This window comes from Leptolyngbya subtilissima AS-A7 (genome assembly GCF_039962255.1).
Taxonomy (GTDB): Bacteria; Cyanobacteriota; Cyanobacteriia; order Phormidesmidales; family Phormidesmidaceae; genus Nodosilinea.
The window spans coordinates 255,749-273,570 of record NZ_JAMPKY010000006.1; the positions used below are offsets into that span (position 1 = coordinate 255,749).

The following is a 17,822-nucleotide window of genomic DNA, read 5'->3' on the forward strand; positions in this document are numbered from 1 at the left end:
ATGGCCTCAACGGCCCCAACGGTTTGCTCTTTGGCCCCGATGGTCGGCTCTATGTGACGACTCAGGGCAGCGTTGCAGTGAAAGGCATGCCCGTCTTTGGCCAGCCCAGCATTATTCTCAGCTATGACATTGCCACTAAAGCCAAGACGGTGTTTGCTGAGCAGTCCGAGCCTTCGCCCGACAGCAGAGGATTTGTGAGCTTCTTGGGCATGGCGATGGATCCTCTCAGCGGTGAACTGCTGGTCAGCGATTTTGCCAATGGCATTCGTCGCTACGACTTTCTCACAGGGACGCTGTTGGGAGAACTATCGACCAACTATACCGGCTCTGTGCCGAGCAGTAGCTTTATCGGCAGCTTAGCCTTTGCCCCCAATGGCGATCTGTTTACCGTGGGGTTTGACATCGTTTCGGAAATTGGCTCCATCCTCAAATACGATGGGCCGACCAAAGAGCGATCGCTGCTAGCCGACGCCAACCCTAAGCTACAGCGCCCCATTGGTATTCTCTATGCCGCACAGCCAGTGCCAGAGCCCTTTGCTTTGGGAGGGCTGGCGATCGCCGCTGGTGGCCTCATGCTCTCTCGCCGCCGCTAACCAGTATTTGTTTATCCTGCCGTAGCTACTGTAAGTCCAAATCTCTGTGAGTGAAGGGTTTGGCGTCACTGCCGCTGTAAGTCACAGAAACGTGACCGTCACCTACTAGCTGATATTTATAGGTAACCAACCCCTCTAATCCCACTGGGCCGCGAGGGGGCATCTTTTGGGTGCTGATGCCGACTTCGGCCCCGAAGCCATAGCGAAAGCCATCGGCAAAGCGGGTAGAGCAGTTGTGGTAGACACCGGCAGCATCGACACGATCCATAAAGTGGGCGGCGGTGGCAGGGTTTTGAGTGGCAATGGCTTCCGTATGGCGCGACCCATAGGTATTGATGTGGACGATCGCCTCATCCACCGACGCCACAACTTTGATCGCCAAAATCAGATCGCTGTACTCCGTCGCCCAGTCTTCCTCTGTGGCGGAGGCTAAATCGGGCAAAATCTGCTGCGCCAGCCGATCGCCCCGCAGCTCTACTTGAGCAGCCCGCAGCGCCGCCGCCAGAGGTGGCAACCCTTGAGCGGCAGCATCTTGGTGAATCAGCAGGGTTTCGATCGCATTGCAGGCCGAGGGATAGGCAGTTTTGGCATCGACGGCGATCGCAATCGCCTGGGCCAAATTTGCCTCGCTGTCGATGTACAAATGGCAAATGCCATCGGCGTGACCCAGCACCGGAATGCGCGTATTCTCTTGCACGAAGCGCACAAACGCGTTGGAGCCGCGTGGAATGATCAGATCCACGTAACCTTCGAGATTCAGCAGGGCGCGGGTTTCTTCGCGGGTGGTCAAGAGCTGCACCGCCGCTGGGTCTACCCCAGCATTCTCAAGCCCCTCTTTGATCGCCCCCACCAGAGCAGTGCACGATCGCACCGCCTCTTTGCCCCCTTTGAGAATCACTCCGTTGCCCGACTTAATCGCCAGGGCCGAAATCTGCATCACCGCGTCGGGGCGCGACTCAAAGATTACCCCCAGCACCCCTAAGGGCACCGCCAGCCGCTTGAGCACTAATCCCTCGTCTAGCTCGCGGTGAATTTGCACCGTTCCTACCGGGTCGGGCAGGCGGGCTACGTCGCGCACACCGGCGATCGCCCCCGCCAGCTTCACCCCATCCAGCTTGAGCCGTCCGTACAGCGGCTTGGCCAGGTTGTCGGCTAGAGCAGCTTCGCAATCTGCTTGGTTGGCCGCCACAATGCGATCGGCATTGGCTTCAAGGGCAGCGGCCACGGCCTCGATCGCCTGGTTTTTGGCCTCAGCAGAGAGACTAGCTAAAGTTTGAGCCGCCTGGCGAGTGGCCTGGGCGATCGCCAACAGCGGCTGAGTAGCGGCAGCATCCTGGGCAAGGGGAGAAACGGTCATAGCAATACGACAACCCGGCAATACTCCAGTCTACCGTTTCCCTGGAGACAGGTTTACGGTCCCAAGTTTATGGTCTGAGGTCTAGAAATACTTCACCTCCCCTTACCCATCCACCCCCTTATCCATCCACCCATCCACCTACTCCTCCGGCGGTTCATCCAAGTGATCCGACGCTTCCCGATAGAGATTGAAAACGTGATCGTCCTTGAGGCAGTAGAGCACATTGCGCCCCTGCTTGCGGTAGCTGACCAGACGAGTGGCGCGCAAGATGCGCAGCTGATGGGACACCGCCGACTCGCTCATGGCCACGGCAGTTGCTAGCTCACCTACCCGCATTTCGCTCAGAGCCAGAGCCGAGAGAATGCGCCAGCGATTGGGATCGCCCAGCACGCCAAAAAATTCGGCCATGCGCTGGGCCTTTTCTATGCTCAAAATCTCGTCCACAGGCGACGAACCAGCGTGATGGCAGGAAGGGTCATCGAGAGGGGGGCGATCGCCAGCCATACCAGTGATCTCTGAAGAATAGCCAGGGCCTAGGGACATATCCCAATTATCACAGCAAACAATAGTGAACCATTTAACCCATGAACACTTGTTCACATGTTATAGTCAACTTATGAACAGGTGTTCAAGTATTGAGCATCAGTTTAGTTCACCTAGCCCAAGAGGAACCTTGCTATGACTACCGTTACCCAAATGAAATGCGCCTGCGACTCCTGCCTGTGCATTGTTGACACCAGCCAGGCCCTAGAGAAAGATGGCCAGTACTTTTGCAGTGATGCCTGCGCCGACGGTCACCCCGAGGGGTCTTCGGGCTGTGGTCACACTGGCTGCGGCTGTAATAGCTAACCCGTTGCGACAGCAAGGTGCAGGGGATTCAGTTGCCTGCACCCTGCTGTTCCCATTCACCGCTAGCAGCCTAAACCCCATTAAAATCAAGAAAGAGGCGAATCAAGGGATAGGCTAAGAAATGGCACAAAATGACCCAAACCGGGTGCTACGGCTGCTGCCGCTGGTAACGGGAAGCTTGGGCGGCACCCTGCTGCTGCTCAACCGAGTGCTGACTCCAGCCCTGACCGAATCTCAGGCGCGATCGGACGTGATGGGTGTGATTCTTAGCGCTCTGCTGATTTTGACGGGCTTGCTGTGGCAGCGGGTGCAGCCTACCCTGCCTGAAGCCGTTGCCTTAATTGGAGAAGAAGGGTTAGAGCTAGATGAGGCCCTGCCCGATGCCGCTAAAACTGAACTGGCCTGGGCTTCTCACCTGCTATTGACCAACACCGTTACGCGCTCCGTCGTCGTCTACCGCCAGGGCAAAACCCTGCTGCGGCGCGGAATCTTAGCTCCTAAAGCCGAGGTCACCCCCGGCCCAATCTTGAAACGAGTGTTGGAGACTGGCAAAGCAGTGTATCTGGTCAAACTCAGCATTTACCCAGGCCGTGTAGAGTTCGACTATTTGCCTGAAAATACTCAGGGCGTAATCTGTCAGCCCATGGGTCAGGGCGGCGCGCTGATCTTGGCCGCCAATGCCCCCCGTAGCTACACCCGCCAAGACGAAGCCTGGATCGAAGGCATCGCCGACAAGCTTGGCCATACCCTAGATACATCAACGATTACCCCAGATGTCCAAGTAGAGATTTCCCAGGCGTGATAAGAAGCAATTATTAGATAACTTTCTATTGAAGAAGAGCTAATAGAACACACAACCCACCAATTAAGCAAACCATAATGTGCAGGGCAGACCAAAGATATAAAGTAGGAAACTTGCTAAAGAAAGGATCCCGACTAGCACTTTCGTCTAGCGCTTCGCATTCAATTTCTCGCAACTGTGCCTGTGGACAAAGTTGAGCGATGCGCTTGCTAATTAGTTTGGCTACTCGATAGTTTTTTAAGTAGTGCTGCGAATACTTAGCCGACATGAATAGGCCAAACAGGCCAAGAAAGATTGTCAATAACCCAACAGGAATAGTTTGCTTAGAGAATTCCTGCTGTGAAATAAAAGCAAAGGTAGCAGCCGCAATCGTAATTAGAAAATTGCTCATGGTTGCTCTTTGATCTTCAGCCTGCTTGGCAAGCACATACCTCGTTTCATACATTTTGAGCAATACTTCGACCGTGAGCTGTTTTTCTGGCTCAGGAAGCTCATGCATGCTGAAACCTCGTGTTCTTCCTTGCTTTGATGTGATGTGATTGATGTCTTCCCAATCAGTTCCTGCTAAGTTTTCTGGCCAAGCGTCGATTTCAAACTTAACCATCACAGTACCCAACTGATCTTTTGAAGAGATCAACACTAACGGCTTCGCGAGTTGCAAAGACTTCTCTCACCATAAAATTCCTCAATACAGTTCGTACTTGAGCCACTGGCAGTGGAGCGTGCCGTTATAAACCGCCACCCGCTGAGCCGATTTGAGGCCAATGTGTTGCGACAGGGCTTTGTTGCCGCTAAGGACAAAGGCCGTCCAGCCTTTGAAGCGCTGCTTCAGCACGTTCCCCAGCAGTTTGTAGAAGGCTCCTAGGTCTTCGTCGGCACCTAAACGTTCGCCGTAGGGCGGGTTGCACAGCAGAAAGCCGCTGTCGGCAGGAGCCTCTAGATCGGCCAAATCGGCGGCCCAAAAGTTAATCTGCTCGTCCAAGTCGCAGCGTTGGGCATTGAGACGGGCCTGGTGAATGATGTCGGGATCGCGATCGCACCCCCCCACCCAGGTGCCCAGATTGTCTTTGCGCGCTGCCTCCGCCTCCTGCCACAGGCGATCCCACAGGTCGCCATCAAAGTCAGGCCAGGTCTGGAAGCCAAACTCTTCGCGAAAAATGCCTGGGGCGATATTGAGCGCCGCCATGCTAGCCTCCAGGGGCAGCGTGCCAGAGCCGCAGAGAGGATCCAGTAGCGGCACGTCACCGGGCCAGTCCGTCAGCTTCACCAGCGCTGCCGCCAGGGATTCTTTCAGCGGGGCGGCTCCCACGGCGGGGCGGTAGCCACGGCGGTGCAGGCTGCTGCCCGAACTGTCGAGGCTGACGGTAGCGGTGTCGTCCTGAATGTGGACGTTGAGCCGCACCTCGGGATGCTGGGTGTCGATGGTAGAGCGATCGCCCCAGTGCTGCCGCTGCTGATCGACCACGGCATTTTTCACCTGAAGGGCAGTGAAATGGGTGTGGTTGAGGCTGCGGTTTTTGCCGGTGGCATCGACCGCAAAGGTAAGCTCAGGGGTGAGGTAAGGCCGCCAGTCAATGCTCTGAATGCCCTGGTAGAGATCTTCAGCGTCGCGGCAGGGACACTCGCCCAGCTTGACCAGCACCCGAAAGACCAGCCGCGACCAAAGGTTGACCCGATACAGCAGGGCCAGGTCGCCCTCAAAGGCAACCCCGCAAAAGCCCGGCTCAACCTGCTGAGCACCTAAATCTTCGAGTTCGGCGGCGGCCAAGGCCTCGAGCCCACGGGCAACGGTGGCGAAATATGCAGCCATGGGGCCTCCCCTATGAGTTCTGTTGTACGCCCCAGCATAGCGGGATCAAAGCCCGACTTTATAAGGCATCTACCGTTTTGTTAAGACCGGATATTTCGACACAGCTCTGGCTTAAAAGCTAAGCTATTCTATGGATAACATGATGGATAATACCCTTCTAGGTGTATTAGGTGTATGGTTGCTAGGCCAAGCAGCCCTAGGGTCACTTCTGTCCCTAGCCATCGCACCGGCCAACTGTCGAATTTTGAGAGGAACGACTTATTTCTAAGACGCAACTGGTAAACCGGCAAATTCGCTCACCTCAGGTGTTCTTAATCGACCAAGAGAACCAAAATCGGGGTCTCATGGAAACTCGCGAAGCGCTTACGCTAGCCGAGGATGCAGGACTTGACCTGGTGGTGGTCTCTAACGGCAAAGATGCCCCTGTGGCCAAAATTCTGGACTACGGCAAGCTTCAGTACCAGCAGAGTAAGCGGCAGAAGCAAAGCTCTAAGCCGTCTTTGAAAGAGGTCAAGCTGCGCCCCAACGTGGGTGAGTCTGACTACCAGCTCCGGATTCGCCGCTCGGTCGAGTGGCTGTCGAAGGGAGACTCGGTTAAGTTTTTGGTGCGCCTGCGTGGGCGTGAGCACCAGCACCGCGATCGCGCTGGAGAGCTGCTCGATAGAATCGTGAAGGACATCGGCGATGCGGGCAAAGTGCAGGCCCTCGACAAGAAGGCCCTGGTGCTGATGATTACCCCCGCCTAGGGGTAAGCCGGTCGTCTTCCCTGCTGCATTCTGGCGACTGCTTGGTCGTCCCTGGTGCTTTGCTCCTGAGTTCTACGGTTAGGTGGCCCAGTCTAAGAGCTGGGCCACCTGTTGCCATACCTTCACCGGGTTAAAGGGTTTAGCAATTACTCCAGCCACGCCTAGGGTACAGAAGCGATCGCGATCGCTGGTCAACACCTTAGCCGTGAGCAAAATTATCGGTATGGCCTGGGTCTTGCGGTTAGCCTGAAGCTGCTCGTAGACCGCAAAGCCATCCATCTCGGGCATTGAGACATCTAGCAAGATGGCATCCCAAGGGGCGGCTAAGGCCTTGTCTAAGCCCTCCTGCCCTGACCCGGCACTGTCAGTTTGCCAACCGCCAAACTCTTCAAGCGAGAGGCAAACTACTTCGCGAATGTCCAGTTCGTCGTCGATCACTAAAATCCGCTTGCTCATGCTTTCTTCAGCGGCAGCGTAAAGAAAAATGTACTGCCATGGCCGACCTGGCTCTCTACCCAGATTTCCCCGCCGTGCTGCTCCACAATCTGTTTACAGATGGCTAGCCCCAGCCCCGTGCCCCCGCGCTGCCGCGAATCCGACACATCCACCTGCTGAAAACGCTCAAAAATCATCTCCAGACGATCGGCTGGAATGCCTCTCCCCTGGTCTTTGACTGCGACCCGCGCCCAAACCGGCTGATCCCCAAGGGTAGTGTCAGGGGCCGCAATCGCTTTGGGAGTGAAGACCAGAGCCGCTGTCAGCCAAATTTTGCTCCCCGCCTCAGAAAATTTAATCGCGTTGCCCAGCAGGTTGGTGAGGGTTTGCACTACCGCATCGGGGGCGGCTAGCACCGTAGCGGCGGCGGGAGTGACCCCAATGGTGACCTTGGCTTCCAAGGCGATCGCCTCTACCCCGTTAACCGCCAGCGCCATCAGCTCATCCAGGCGGCAGGGCTCCAGATTGAGCTCAATGCGGCCCGACGTTAAACGCTCCAGGTCAAGAATATCGTTGACCAGCCGAATCAGCCTTTCAGTATTGTTAAGGGCCATACCCAGCATTTGCTGAGCTTTCTGGGGCCGGTTGTGCAGCACCCCCGACTCTAGAATGCCTAGAGCTCCCCGAATAGCCGTTAGGGGCGTCCGCAACTCGTGGCTGATGATGGAAATGAACTCATCCTTGAGGCGGTCGATCCGGTAGCGATCGCTGATGTCACGCACCACCACCAGCACCTCGTCCTGAGTCACTGGAATAATTCGCGCCTCTTCGTAGATGGTCTCCCCCCCCACGACAAACTCGTACTCCTGGCGCTGAATGCTACCCGTCTCTAGAGCCAGTTCGACGCAGCGCTGGCGCTCTTGGGCAATGGGGCCAGGCAGGTTGTCATAGACGCTGTTTTTGTAGAGCTGGCTGCGATCGCCCAGCCAGGTCACCGCCTCTGGGTTATAGATTTCTAGGGGACGACCTTCCCGCCCCAGGCGCATCAGCAGGTCAGGAATTGCGTTGATTAAGGCCTTTTGGGTAGCCTCACTGGCCGCCAGAGAAGCCATTTGCTGCGCTACCTGATGCTCTAGCTCGCGCTGGTAGTCGACCCGAAACCGCTCAACCTGCCGCCGCTCGGTAATGTCTTGGAATGTATTGATGCTGTAGAGCACCTGCCCCAGGCTGTTGAACACCGGAATCGTGTGCACCTCTAGGGGAATGCAGCGATCGCCAGTGTCTACCTCAATGTCGTCGGTGTAGGCGGTTTCACCCCGCAGCCCGCGCACCACCGGTAGCTCGTCGGTAGGGTACAACTCGTTACTGCCGGCTCGGTAGAGCTGATAGGTTTCTGCCAGCTGTCCAGAGTCGGCGGTCGTAACCCCGTTGACCAACAGTTCTTTACCCTTGGCATTGAGAAACAGCATTTGCCCCGCCTGGTCATGCACACTCAGGGCGACTGGCACCCCGTTCAGGAAAGTAGCTAGCGCATTCTCGCGGTCCTCAAGGGCATGAAACGACGACACCAGCTGGCCCACCATGCGGTCAAACCCCTGGCGCAGAGCTTCAACTTCTTGAATTGTGCTGGGCTGGGTGGGCGGTACAATCGCCAGGCCGTTGGTCAAAGCCTGAGTCGCCCGTTGGAGCGACAAGATCGGTTTAGCAATGTATTCAGCCGTCCAAATGCCCAGGCCGATCGACCCAATCAGGGCCAAGGCGCACAGCAGGGCTGTCCGGGCCGTGTTGGCATCGATGTCAGCCATAAATTCAGAGGCCGGTACCACGGTAACCAACAGCCAGTTCAGGTCGCCCTGGAGCGGTGTTGTCTGCACAAAATATTGCTTTTGGTCAAACTGGAGGTGAGAAAAGCGCGGCGATCGCACGTTCTCAAGGCTGCCATAATCGGCAATCAGGCTGGCCGCTACCGTCCGGGTGAGTGGATTGCGGCTTTGACTCACCGCCAGTCGGCAAGACTGTAGCGCCACATTCTGCGCCGGATCAGAGCGCGGCTGTTGATCAAACGGCAGCTCCCCAGTAGAAGTCGCCACCAGATGACCGTCGGGCTCAATTAAGAAAATCTGACCCTCGCCGCTCGGGATCAGCTGCTGCAAAAACTCCCCCAGCTTGGTAAGCAAAATGCCGGTGCTAAAGACGCCGCCAAAGTCTCCCTTGGGGGTCTGAAAGGGGACAAACCGCACCATTACCAGCTGGGGCTGATCGTCTCCTCGCTCTAGGGTCACTACTAGCCGCCACAGCCCTTCTGGGTTAGCCTGAGCTGCCGCATACCACGGGTTGTCTGGGGGATCGCGGTGGGGGTGGTAGCCCTGCCGAATTGGCGGCAGCAGTGTCTTAGATTGGTCCGCGACATCTAGCCGGTAACGGTAGAGCCGGTTGTCGACCACGGACACATTGCGCTGCCGCACCGAGAAAAATCCTGGGGGTGCTTGACGAGCTACGTTTAGAAACGCACCGGCCTCGTTGGCAATGACAATACCCGTCAGCTCTGGAAAGAGTTGGAGCTGCTCTACCAGGTGACTTTCCAAGCCGACTAGGTCGGTGCTGCTAAGCGTTCCAGTTTCGAGCAGATAGGCATTGGTCTGAGCCACAAATCGGGACGTTTGCAGATAGGCATTGAGGTTTTCCCTCGCCCGCTGGCCCGTGATCGTCATCATCTGACGGGCTATATCCTGCACGGCCCGCTGCCCACTGCGGTACGACAGGTAGCCCACCAGCCCCGTAATGCCAATCACCTGTAGCAAGAACGGCACGATGAGCAAATTGCGCAGAGAAAACTTCATGGCTAGGTCGAGTTCACTCAGCACATCGGGTATAGGCAAAAGGTGTTGCCACCGCGCCCTTTGGCGTCCTTGAGAGCCTGGTCAGCGGTTTTCAGCAGCAGATCGATAGAGAGGCTACCGGTGGGGGTGGTGCCACCGATGCCTAAGCTCAAGGTAATGTAGTTGCCCTCATCAGAGGTGGGCTGAGGAATTTTGAGGTCGGTGATGGCCTGCTGCATGCGCGCGACCACCCGCAGCGCCCCATCCAGGTTGGTGTTAGGCAGCACAATTGCAAACTCATCGTCGCCGCAGCGGGCCACCAGATCAATGTTGGGGTTAATGGTGCAGTGTAGGGTGCGAGCAATGCGGCGCAGGGCAGCATCGCCCGCCTGCTGCCCGTAGATCTGATAGTAGGTGTGCAGGCTATCGGGGCTGCACAAAATCAGCGAGATCGGAGCCTGGTCCTGGCAGTGACGCTCCCACTGCTGCTGCAAAAAGGCATCGAAGTGTAGGCCGTTGGCCACTTGAGTGAGGGGGTCGGTGGTCTCTTGCTGATTCCAGTAGAGGGCTTGGCGATGGCGCATTTGCTCAATTTGCTGACGCAGTCGCGATCGCTCAATCCGGCTCAGCACCCGCGTTACCAGCTCTGGCCCCACGATGGGCTTACCGATTAGGTCATCGGCCCCCATTTCAAACACCTGGCGCACGGTCACAGTGTCAGGATGGGCTGCCACCGTCAGAATGGGCAGGTTGCCAAACCGCGAGTCTTGGCGCACCACCTGGCACAGGTCAATGCCGCTAAAGGTGGGCATTTCTAAAGCCAGCAGCAGCAAGTCAGGCTGCACCTGGCGCAGCATCTCCCAAAACTGGCTGGAGTCGCCCAGCTCAGTCACCTGTAAACCCCAGGGAGTGAGCAGTTCTGTAATGGCACCCCGAGTGACGGGGTCGTTGTCGACTACCATCACCCGTGCCTCAGGCGCTTGGGTTTCCGGCAAGAGGTGGCTTAAGGTATCAAAAATTTGGCTGGGGGTAGCCGGTGCCACCAGGTAGCGATCGCCCTGGAGACGAGCCACCTGTACCCGTTCCTCTAGACTGTCGCGGCAGGTCAAGACCAGCACTGGCAGCTGTGGAAACCGCTGCTTAACCTCCCGCAGGGGCGCTAATTTTTCGGCTAGAGGAGCGCTCTGGTCGAGGGTGAGCACCACCGCCTCCGCTCGGCCCTGGGCCAAGGTCTGCAAAAGCTCGCCTAGGTCGGTGGCCCGATCGAGGTGCCAACCGTAGCTGACAGCATCGTCCTGTAATTGGTTGATCAATTCGAGCTCCACCGACAGAATCACCCCAAGGTGGTCAGCCTGGCCAATCTCAGCTGATAGCGGTTTAGGAGTTAAGGCCAAGGTCTGCTTGAGGTCGAGCAGGTGGCGAGAAAGCTGGTCAATTTCTGTGGTTTGCAGGGGGCAATCGCCCAGCAACTGCTCGATCTGGCGGGCGTAGGTCGAGCCTTCCTCATAGCCAAAGGTACCCAGCCCACCGGCCAGCCGATGGGCCTCCTCCTGGGCAATGGCCCGCTGCTGAGGGGGCAAGTTGCCCGCTTGAAGCGATCGCACCGCTGCTTCTACCACCGCCAACCGCTGCTGAATCGACGCCTGAAACCGAGCTGCGATCGCCTCTAAAGTCTTGCCCTTGAGCGCGGTAACCAGTACGGGCTCTTGAGTTTCTGCCTGAGCACCGCCGCTAGGCTCATGGAAACCATTATTGGCTGTTCCTAGAACCAAACTCGGCGGCAAATCGCGGAGGCGATAGCCTAGCCCGTACACCGTCTGAATCACGCTTTCGACCACGCCGCTGCGCTTGAGGCGGTTGCGCAGATCCTTCACCAAGTTGGTCACGGCCCCTTCGGTGGGCGAATCGTCAATAGTCCACAGGTGGTCGAGAATGGCACTGCGGCTGAACACCCGTTGGGGATGGCGCAAAAACAGCTCCAGCAGGCTGTATTCCTTCGGCGTTAGGGGAACGACTTGGCCGCCGTAGGTGACCTGAGCCAGGGTTGGGTTAAGGCACAGATGCCCCCACACCAGCGATGAAATGGTTGTCGCCCGCGCCCCCCGCCGCAGCAGAGCGCGAATGCGGGCTAGCACCTGAGATACCTCGAAGGGCTTAGTTACGTAGTCATCGGCCCCAGCGTCCAGCCCGGTAATCACATCCGCATCGTCGGCCTGGGCTGTCAGCATTAAGATCGGAGTAGACACTTCCTGATCCCGCAGGTGACGGCATAGGCTCAGGCCATCCAGCCGGGGAATATTGATGTCTAGCAAAATTAGGTCGTAACTCCACAGGGCCGCTAGCTCTTGAGCAATGATGCCGTCAGCCGCCTGCTCCACGGTGTAGCGCGCCGCAGTCAAGTGAAAAACCAACAGTTCTCGGGTAGAGGGGTCATCCTCAACGAGCAAAATTTTCATCGGTGGGGCATAGCCAAAATAGTAGATGCTGCCGATGCCGAGAGACAGTAGCCGGGCTGAGGCCAGCATAAGGCCAAGCCGATTACTGTCTGTCTATGGAACTTCACAAGCCAATCGTTTCAGTAGATTTACGATGGGCAAAAAGTTAAGCACACCCTTTTTGTAAGACAATTGCGACTCTGCACAGGCTCTTGGCGACTCACCTGACAGCGTTGCCCAGTAGCGCTAAGAGTGAAAGACCAATCTAGCCGAGCTAAATATTTCTTAGCATATCGTTAAGGATTTATTTTCTCTACCGCCTCAGCTACAAAGGGGGCTGCCAGGTGCCCCGCTGCAGAGCTGCCTGCACGGCCGTCCGTTGGTCACGGTGGGTAATCCAGCGATGGTAGGTGCGATTGTGAATCGCTACCGAGTGCCCCATCATACGGGCCGCTACGGTGTCGGGCAGGCCAAAGTGAATGGTGCGTACTGCCCAGGCGTGGCGCAGGTCATAGGGCGAGAACGGCACTCCATAGCGCCTAAACTGAATCGCCACCTGCTGACCAATCCGCTGAAGGGTAGTGTGAGCTAGATCGGTGTTGATAGGCGGTAGGGCGCCCTGGCGCAGGTCGAAGCGCTCGATCCACTCTGGATAGAAGGGCCACACATCGTGCAGACCTGTCTTGGTCGTTTCGAGCACTGTAATCCGACCCTCAGGGTCGCCCTGGAGGAGGTCTTGGTAGTCACAGAAAAAGACTTCGTGATTGCGCAAACCATAGGTGGCCATCACCCCATACACATAGCGCCAGGCCGGGTTGGGGATGCGATCGCACCATTCCACAATTACCTCATCGGAAGGTAAGAGCCGTCGCTGGGCCTTACTGTTGCCGTAGGTACCGGCCAGCTGCTCGAAATCCTCAGGCAGGGTCAGCCCCTGAAAGTCAGCAAAGGCTTTTAGGGCCGTACAGGCTACCTGACGGCTGCGGGACTGGGGTGATAGGGTCTCTAAGGTGGCTACGATAGCCGCCTCAAGCGGCTGGCGGGGCTGCTGCTCAGCCTGCACCAGCAGCTTTTTGAGGTAGGGGGCATAGGCTTTATCCCAGGTGGTTTTGCGCGAGGCCATGGCGGCGACATCAGCGCAGGGTTGCGCCATCAGGTGGGCCTCAAACTGGGCAACCCGGTCAGTCAGGGGCATCGTCTCCTGCTGACACTCTGCCGCTGGAGCCAGATAATTGGTCCAGCTAAAACGGCGCTCGATTAGCTGGGCAGCAATGATTTTAGCCTCGCGCTCGATCTGCTTGAGCCCGGCGGGGGTGGCGGGCAGCTTGAGGGGAATGCGCTGCTGATGGGGCCAAGTTTTGGCGCTGTCGGGGCGAGGCGGGAGGGTGCCTCGCAGGCTGAGGCGATCGCCCCGGCGCTCGATCTGGAGCCCCAGGCGGGCGGCTTTGAGGCGGGTATTGAGCGCTGCGATCGCGTCATCTAAAGCGGCGGGGGAAGCCATCAACGTCGGAAACCGTTCATTCAGCTTGTAGAATAATTGGGGTATGAGTACTTACTTTAGAGCCACTACAGTGCCATGGGTCGTGTTGGGGTCTTATTACTAAATCTGGGGGGGCCAGAGCAGCCCGACGACGTTCGCCCCTTTTTGTTTAACCTGTTTGCCGATCCAGAAATCATTCGCTTGCCCTTCCCTTGGCTTCAGCGGCCCTTGGCCTGGTTAATTTCAAGCTCGCGCGCTAAACAGTCGCAGGCCAACTACCAGCAGATTGGCGGTGGCTCGCCCCTGCGCCGCATTACCGAAGAGCAGGCCGACGCCCTCAAGCAGGTGCTGGCCGACAAGGGCACCGAGGCCAATATCTACATCGGCATGCGCTATTGGTACCCCTTCACCGAAGAGGCCGTGGCTCAAATTAAGCGCGACGGGGTCGAAAAGCTGGTGGTGCTGCCCCTCTATCCCCAGTTTTCGATCAGCACTAGCGGCTCCAGCTTTCGTCTGCTGGAGCGGCTGTGGCTCGAAGACCCGGCTCTTCAGCGCATTGTCTACACCGCTATCCCCTCTTGGTACGAGCGCCCTGGCTATAGCGAGGCCATGGCCGACCTGATCGCCCAGGAGCTCGACAAACTCGAAAACCCCGACCAGGCCCACATTTTCTTCAGCGCCCACGGGGTGCCCGTCAGCTACGTCGAAGAAGCCGGCGATCCCTACCAGCGCGAGATCGAGCACTGCACCGAGCTGATCATGCGATCGCTCAATCGCCCCAATCCCCACACCCTGGCCTACCAGAGTCGGGTCGGGCCAGTGGAGTGGCTCCAGCCCTACACCGAAGATGCGATCGAGCAGCTCGCCCAGCAGGGTGTAAAAGACTTAGTGGTAGTTCCCATCAGCTTTGTCTCCGAGCACATTGAGACTTTGCAAGAGATCGATATTGAGTATCGCGAAATTGCCGAAGAAGCGGGTATTCACGGGTTTCACCGCGTGCCTGCCCTCAACACCCATCCCCGCTTTATTGCCGACATGGCCGACATGGTCACCGAGGCTCTAGAGGCCCCGCGCCAGCTCTTCTCCGACGTGGTGCAGCCCGACAAAAAAGTCAAAATTTACCCCCAAGAGCGATCGGCCTGGGGGCTTACCCCCGTTGCGGAGGTGTGGAATGGGCGACTGGCTATGGTGGGCTTTTTGGCTCTGCTGCTAGAGCTGGTCAGCGGGCGCGGCCCGCTGCATTTCGTGGGCATTCTCTAGGGCCGCGATCGCCGCGGCCAATGCTGCCACAGGTACGAGGTGCGAATCACCAGCCACAGCAGTAGCAGCGCAATAATGCCCCCCTGATTGGGGGCATCAAAGGCCAATATGGCGAGCACTATGCACAGCCCGTCAACTACAAAAAAGCTCCAAAGGGGTGGGCGACGAGGCCGAAAAAAGAGACCCATCTGCAACAGCTGAATCACCAAGGCTAACAGGGCGCTGATCAGGCCAATTAGGGGGTAGATCCAGCCTTCTAGGCCAAAGGTTCGAGCTACCCCTAGCCCTGCCAAAGCGCCGACACCAGGGCTCAATATCAGCTCTAAACCCTGAAAAAATCGCTGGCTGTCACTGCTCTTCGACAGCATCAGCTCAGCCATCGACCAGCTCACCAGCACCCCCAATACCAGAGCCGGGGGCAACCGTGATAGCAGGGGCACATTAGACCAGAGCTGGGGGCCAGACAGCAGGCCAATAAGCAGCAGCGGCAGCGCCAGCCGCAGCCCCGTCGCCGCCGCGATCGACAAAATAGCCAGTAATTCTGTAATAATCACGGTCTTCCCTTTTCGGCTCGGGCTGTTTTCAGGGATACCCTATTCGCTCAGGGCAGTAGATAGGTAGTCGGCCGCCGCTTTAACCACCGCCACCGCATTTTCGTACACCATACGGGTTGGTCCTAATACCCCCACACTGCCAACAGAGGTATCGTGTCGGGTGTAGTTAGACACTACCAGGGCACAGCCCTGCATGGGCTCTAAAGGATTTTCAGCGCCAATCCACACTTTAACGTCTACGCCCTTTAGCGTCTGAGTTGCCACGGGCGGGGTGGCAAAAAACAACGGCCACAGCTGCGACTGATCTTCTTCTAGCAGACGCACGATCGACTGAATGCGCTGGGCATCGGAGAACTCGGGCTGGCGCAGCACCTCAGCCAGGCCGCTGATCACCAGTTGAGGGGTTTCGGCGGCCTGCGATCGCAGGGCTAAATCCCCCAGTGCCTGGCATAACAGCACTCCGTAATGCTCAAATTCGGCGTCGAGATCGCCCCAGTTGAGGGTAGTTACATCTGCCAGGGGCCGACCCCGCAGGTGGTGAGTTAAAAAGTTAGACAAAATTTCTAGATCCCGGCGACCGGGTTCTCCGGCTGCCCCCGATGTAGCCGAACCCAACACTGCTGGCAACTGCACTACCACCGACTGGGTCGCCAACGAGTCGAGCACCACCACCATCAGCACCTGCCCCCCATCTACCACTACCAGCTGAATGTGGCGAATGAGTACGGTATTGGCTTGGGGCACGGTTACCAAGGCCAGGTAGCCACTGATCTGGGCCAAAATCTGAGTCGCCTCCTTTAGCAGCGACTCCAGGCTACGGCCCATCCAGTGCAGCTCTTCTGACAACGCCGCATCAACTCGGCGACCCACCCGAGCCGACGGCGACATCAGCCGATCTACGTAAAGTCGATAACCAAAATCAGAGGGCACTCGCCCTGACGAGGTATGGGGTTGATAGAGCAGCCCATATTTCTCGAGCAAGCCCATGGTGTTGCGCACCGTAGCTGGACTAACCCGTAGGTTATATTCCTGGGCTAAGGCCCGTGACCCAACTGGCTCTGCTGTGGCAATGTAGTGACGAATGGTGGCCTGAAGCACCTGCTCATGGCGAGCACTCAGGGGAGGGGCAGGGTCCATAGGGTGGTTGGTATAAAACTCAACTACGGCATTGCCCTACCATAACAGATGTTTTCTGGTGTTCAGCATTACCCCTCAGCCTCCAAGCCCATGTCTACAGGTCTGTGCTCTGGCTAAAGAATTCACCCACCTTAAAGCTAGCAGTGCTCTCGAGCTGAGCCATCGTCGATCGCGTAATCAGCTTGCCCTGCTCCACCAGCACCTCACCGGTAATGGGGTGCAGCAGATCTTGGTCTGCCCGGCGACCAATTAGAGCCTCAATGTCCTGGAGAGAATTGACGTACATCCCCGGTGGTAGCTCGACGATGACGCCGTTGTTCACTACTCGGGCTTGGCAGGCCAACCGCGAATTGGGCTTGCAAGAGGTAATTACCTCCAGGGTGCGCTGCTCACGGCGGTTGATCGGAGTCAGTGCCTCCATACCCGACTGCACGTAGATATGGCAAGTAGCGCACATACCTCGGCCGCCGCACTCCTTGAGTACATCTAAATCTTTGTTTAGAAGGACCGAAAGCAGGTTGCCGTTGGTTTCAACGGAGGTTTCTTGGGCAATAGGCTCTAGGCGAACAGTTTTGGCCATGGGTACTACGGGGGTAAAAATATAGAAGAAAGAGCCTGGTTATCAGCTAAGAGCATAGCGGCAGCCATGGGGACCTGCTCAAGCCCCGCTTAGCTAGCTACTGGACGAGAGCTCTAGCAAAAGACCCTTCTCCTGAGGGGTAAGGGTCTGGCCAGTAGCCAGAGTTTGAAAATTGCGGATAGTTCTGCCGCCGCGACCCAAAAAGGCTGTCACCCAGTCTTTTATCCACTGCTGTTGTTCTGCTGTCAAAGGCGCTTTACCATCGGCGGTAACAGTAAAGTGGGCATCCTTTTGAATCTCAAACTGCTCTAGCCAGGGGTGAGCTGGGCGCGATTGCTTCCAAGTGTTGATCACCATGGTTTTTCCCAGGTATTGGATAGCCCCATCACTGAGGTGGTTGAGGGCAGCAATTACCTCATGGCAGCTTGGAGTTAGGGTACCCCGTTTAGGGGCCGTAGGCTCCAGCGGAGGGGCTGCAGCCCCAGAAATCGTGCTAGCACCGCCGAGGGTGACGCAGCCAGCCAGCAGGCGAAAGGTAGACACTGCATTGTGGGGAGCTTCTACCAAAGTGGCCTTGAGCTGACCAATCGCCGTGCGATAGTCGGCCAGGGGCATTTGGTCGGTAATGAGCACCAGCAAAATCAGGCCCTGATCGAGCTTGTAGATATGGGCCAGCTGGTTGGCAAAGCGAAAGGTAAAGGTGTCGAAATGGGCGGGAGTGGTTTCGACCACCTGCTGAATACCCTGGGCGAGGGCATCCTGCTGATGGGAGTTGAGGCTAATGTCTGGCCCAAAGAAGAAGGGGCGGTTGCGTCCGTCAATGAGCGCCATCCCAGAGATGCCGGGCAAATTCAGGACATTCTGGATCACCTGACGTTTCATAAATCCTTAGGGTCTCGCTCTAAATTTTGGTGTTGAGTGTCCCGAACCAAGTAATCTAGGGATGGCAGACTTAATTCAGCACC

General features: G+C 57.2%; 17 protein-coding genes. 5 read left to right on the forward strand and 12 right to left on the reverse strand.

The window, feature by feature from the left end:
* Window positions 1-23 precede the first annotated feature (23 nt).
* Entirely contained in the window at window positions 24-593 is a 570-nt protein-coding gene (locus NC979_RS14905) for a PEP-CTERM sorting domain-containing protein (RefSeq protein WP_190515343.1), read from the forward strand.
* Between the two features lie 25 nt (window positions 594-618).
* Here NC979_RS14905 and NC979_RS14910 read toward each other — a convergent pair whose 3' ends face one another.
* A complete protein-coding gene (locus tag NC979_RS14910; protein WP_190515345.1) occupies window positions 619-1,950 on the reverse strand; it encodes a glutamate-5-semialdehyde dehydrogenase in 1,332 nt (443 codons plus the stop codon).
* A 138-nt stretch (window positions 1,951-2,088) separates the two neighbouring features.
* Window positions 2,089-2,493, reverse strand: a complete 405-nt coding sequence (locus tag NC979_RS14915; RefSeq protein WP_242023860.1) for an ArsR/SmtB family transcription factor — start codon at window positions 2,491-2,493, stop codon at window positions 2,089-2,091.
* Window positions 2,494-2,628: 135 nt separating this feature from the next.
* Between NC979_RS14915 and NC979_RS14920 the strand changes: the two genes are divergently transcribed.
* Together NC979_RS14920 and NC979_RS14925 are read left to right on the forward strand one after the other, a co-directional pair.
* Window positions 2,629-2,799, forward strand: coding sequence for a metallothionein (locus NC979_RS14920; RefSeq protein WP_190515347.1), 171 nt, complete (start codon window positions 2,629-2,631; stop codon window positions 2,797-2,799).
* A 121-nt stretch (window positions 2,800-2,920) separates the two neighbouring features.
* Window positions 2,921-3,601, forward strand: a complete 681-nt coding sequence (locus NC979_RS14925; RefSeq protein WP_190515350.1) for a cofactor assembly of complex C subunit B — start codon at window positions 2,921-2,923, stop codon at window positions 3,599-3,601.
* Window positions 3,602-3,626: 25 nt separating this feature from the next.
* Here the strand turns inward: NC979_RS14925 and NC979_RS14930 are convergent, their stop codons facing one another.
* The gene (locus NC979_RS14930) at window positions 3,627-4,205 is read right to left on the reverse strand and encodes a hypothetical protein (protein WP_190515353.1); all 579 of its coding nucleotides are present in this window, start codon (window positions 4,203-4,205) and stop codon (window positions 3,627-3,629) included.
* Window positions 4,206-4,286: 81 nt separating this feature from the next.
* On the reverse strand, window positions 4,287-5,411 hold the full coding sequence (locus NC979_RS14935; protein WP_190515355.1) for a THUMP domain-containing class I SAM-dependent RNA methyltransferase: 1,125 nt from the start codon (window positions 5,409-5,411) through the stop codon (window positions 4,287-4,289).
* Window positions 5,412-5,686: 275 nt separating this feature from the next.
* On the opposite strand from NC979_RS14935, the gene infC reads away from it, so the two are divergent.
* Window positions 5,687-6,157 carry a translation initiation factor IF-3 gene (gene infC / locus NC979_RS14940; protein WP_073607200.1) on the forward strand — a complete coding sequence of 157 codons (471 nt, stop codon included), beginning with the start codon at window positions 5,687-5,689 and terminating at the stop codon, window positions 6,155-6,157.
* Between the two features lie 78 nt (window positions 6,158-6,235).
* Here infC and NC979_RS14945 read toward each other — a convergent pair whose 3' ends face one another.
* The 4 genes from NC979_RS14945 to NC979_RS14960 all read right to left on the reverse strand — a co-directional run bounded on the left by NC979_RS14945 (window position 6,236) and on the right by NC979_RS14960 (window position 13,347).
* Window positions 6,236-6,613 carry a response regulator gene (locus tag NC979_RS14945; RefSeq protein WP_190515357.1) on the reverse strand — a complete coding sequence of 126 codons (378 nt, stop codon included), beginning with the start codon at window positions 6,611-6,613 and terminating at the stop codon, window positions 6,236-6,238.
* Window positions 6,610-9,471, reverse strand: a complete 2,862-nt coding sequence (locus tag NC979_RS14950; protein WP_190515359.1) for an ATP-binding protein — start codon at window positions 9,469-9,471, stop codon at window positions 6,610-6,612. The genes NC979_RS14945 and NC979_RS14950 overlap by 4 nt, the downstream gene beginning before the upstream one ends.
* Window positions 9,450-11,936 (reverse strand): response regulator, encoded by a 2,487-nt coding sequence (locus tag NC979_RS14955; RefSeq protein WP_190515362.1) that lies wholly within the window; start codon window positions 11,934-11,936, stop codon window positions 9,450-9,452. The genes NC979_RS14950 and NC979_RS14955 overlap by 22 nt, the downstream gene beginning before the upstream one ends.
* Before the next feature lie 235 nt (window positions 11,937-12,171).
* The gene (locus NC979_RS14960; protein WP_190515364.1) at window positions 12,172-13,347 is read right to left on the reverse strand and encodes a site-specific integrase; all 1,176 of its coding nucleotides are present in this window, start codon (window positions 13,345-13,347) and stop codon (window positions 12,172-12,174) included.
* A 75-nt stretch (window positions 13,348-13,422) separates the two neighbouring features.
* Between NC979_RS14960 and hemH the strand changes: the two genes are divergently transcribed.
* Complete coding sequence (gene hemH / locus NC979_RS14965; RefSeq protein ID WP_190515366.1) at window positions 13,423-14,586, forward strand: ferrochelatase; 1,164 nt, start codon at window positions 13,423-13,425, stop codon at window positions 14,584-14,586.
* Here hemH and NC979_RS14970 read toward each other — a convergent pair.
* The 4 genes from NC979_RS14970 to NC979_RS14985 form a co-directional block, all read right to left on the reverse strand.
* Window positions 14,583-15,140, reverse strand: a complete 558-nt coding sequence (locus NC979_RS14970) for a DUF4126 family protein (protein ID WP_190515369.1) — start codon at window positions 15,138-15,140, stop codon at window positions 14,583-14,585. The genes hemH and NC979_RS14970 overlap by 4 nt on opposite strands.
* A 39-nt stretch (window positions 15,141-15,179) precedes the next feature.
* Window positions 15,180-16,277, reverse strand: coding sequence for a heat-inducible transcriptional repressor HrcA (gene hrcA, locus NC979_RS14975; RefSeq protein ID WP_190515371.1), 1,098 nt, complete (start codon window positions 16,275-16,277; stop codon window positions 15,180-15,182).
* A gap of 94 nt (window positions 16,278-16,371) precedes the next feature.
* Entirely contained in the window at window positions 16,372-16,857 is a 486-nt protein-coding gene (locus NC979_RS14980; protein WP_190515373.1) for a 2Fe-2S iron-sulfur cluster-binding protein, read from the reverse strand.
* A 93-nt stretch (window positions 16,858-16,950) separates the two neighbouring features.
* Complete coding sequence (locus NC979_RS14985; protein ID WP_190515375.1) at window positions 16,951-17,739, reverse strand: hypothetical protein; 789 nt, start codon at window positions 17,737-17,739, stop codon at window positions 16,951-16,953.
* Window positions 17,740-17,822 lie beyond the last annotated feature (83 nt).

Coding starts and splice junctions, on each gene's coding strand:
- NC979_RS14910 (WP_190515345.1), bottom strand. CDS start 1,950: ATGACCGTTTCTCCCCTTGCCCAGGATGCTGCCGCTACTCAGCCGCTG.
- NC979_RS14915 (WP_242023860.1), bottom strand. CDS start 2,493: ATGTCCCTAGGCCCTGGCTATTCTTCAGAGATCACTGGTATGGCTGGC.
- NC979_RS14920 (WP_190515347.1), top strand. CDS start 2,629: ATGACTACCGTTACCCAAATGAAATGCGCCTGCGACTCCTGCCTGTGC.
- NC979_RS14925 (WP_190515350.1), top strand. CDS start 2,921: ATGGCACAAAATGACCCAAACCGGGTGCTACGGCTGCTGCCGCTGGTA.
- NC979_RS14930 (WP_190515353.1), bottom strand. CDS start 4,205: ATGGTTAAGTTTGAAATCGACGCTTGGCCAGAAAACTTAGCAGGAACT.
- NC979_RS14935 (WP_190515355.1), bottom strand. CDS start 5,411: ATGGCTGCATATTTCGCCACCGTTGCCCGTGGGCTCGAGGCCTTGGCC.
- NC979_RS14945 (WP_190515357.1), bottom strand. CDS start 6,613: ATGAGCAAGCGGATTTTAGTGATCGACGACGAACTGGACATTCGCGAA.
- NC979_RS14955 (WP_190515362.1), bottom strand. CDS start 11,936: ATGCTGGCCTCAGCCCGGCTACTGTCTCTCGGCATCGGCAGCATCTAC.
- NC979_RS14960 (WP_190515364.1), bottom strand. CDS start 13,347: ATGGCTTCCCCCGCCGCTTTAGATGACGCGATCGCAGCGCTCAATACC.
- hemH (WP_190515366.1), top strand. CDS start 13,423: ATGGGTCGTGTTGGGGTCTTATTACTAAATCTGGGGGGGCCAGAGCAG.
- hrcA (WP_190515371.1), bottom strand. CDS start 16,277: ATGGACCCTGCCCCTCCCCTGAGTGCTCGCCATGAGCAGGTGCTTCAG.
- NC979_RS14980 (WP_190515373.1), bottom strand. CDS start 16,857: ATGGCCAAAACTGTTCGCCTAGAGCCTATTGCCCAAGAAACCTCCGTT.
- NC979_RS14985 (WP_190515375.1), bottom strand. CDS start 17,739: ATGAAACGTCAGGTGATCCAGAATGTCCTGAATTTGCCCGGCATCTCT.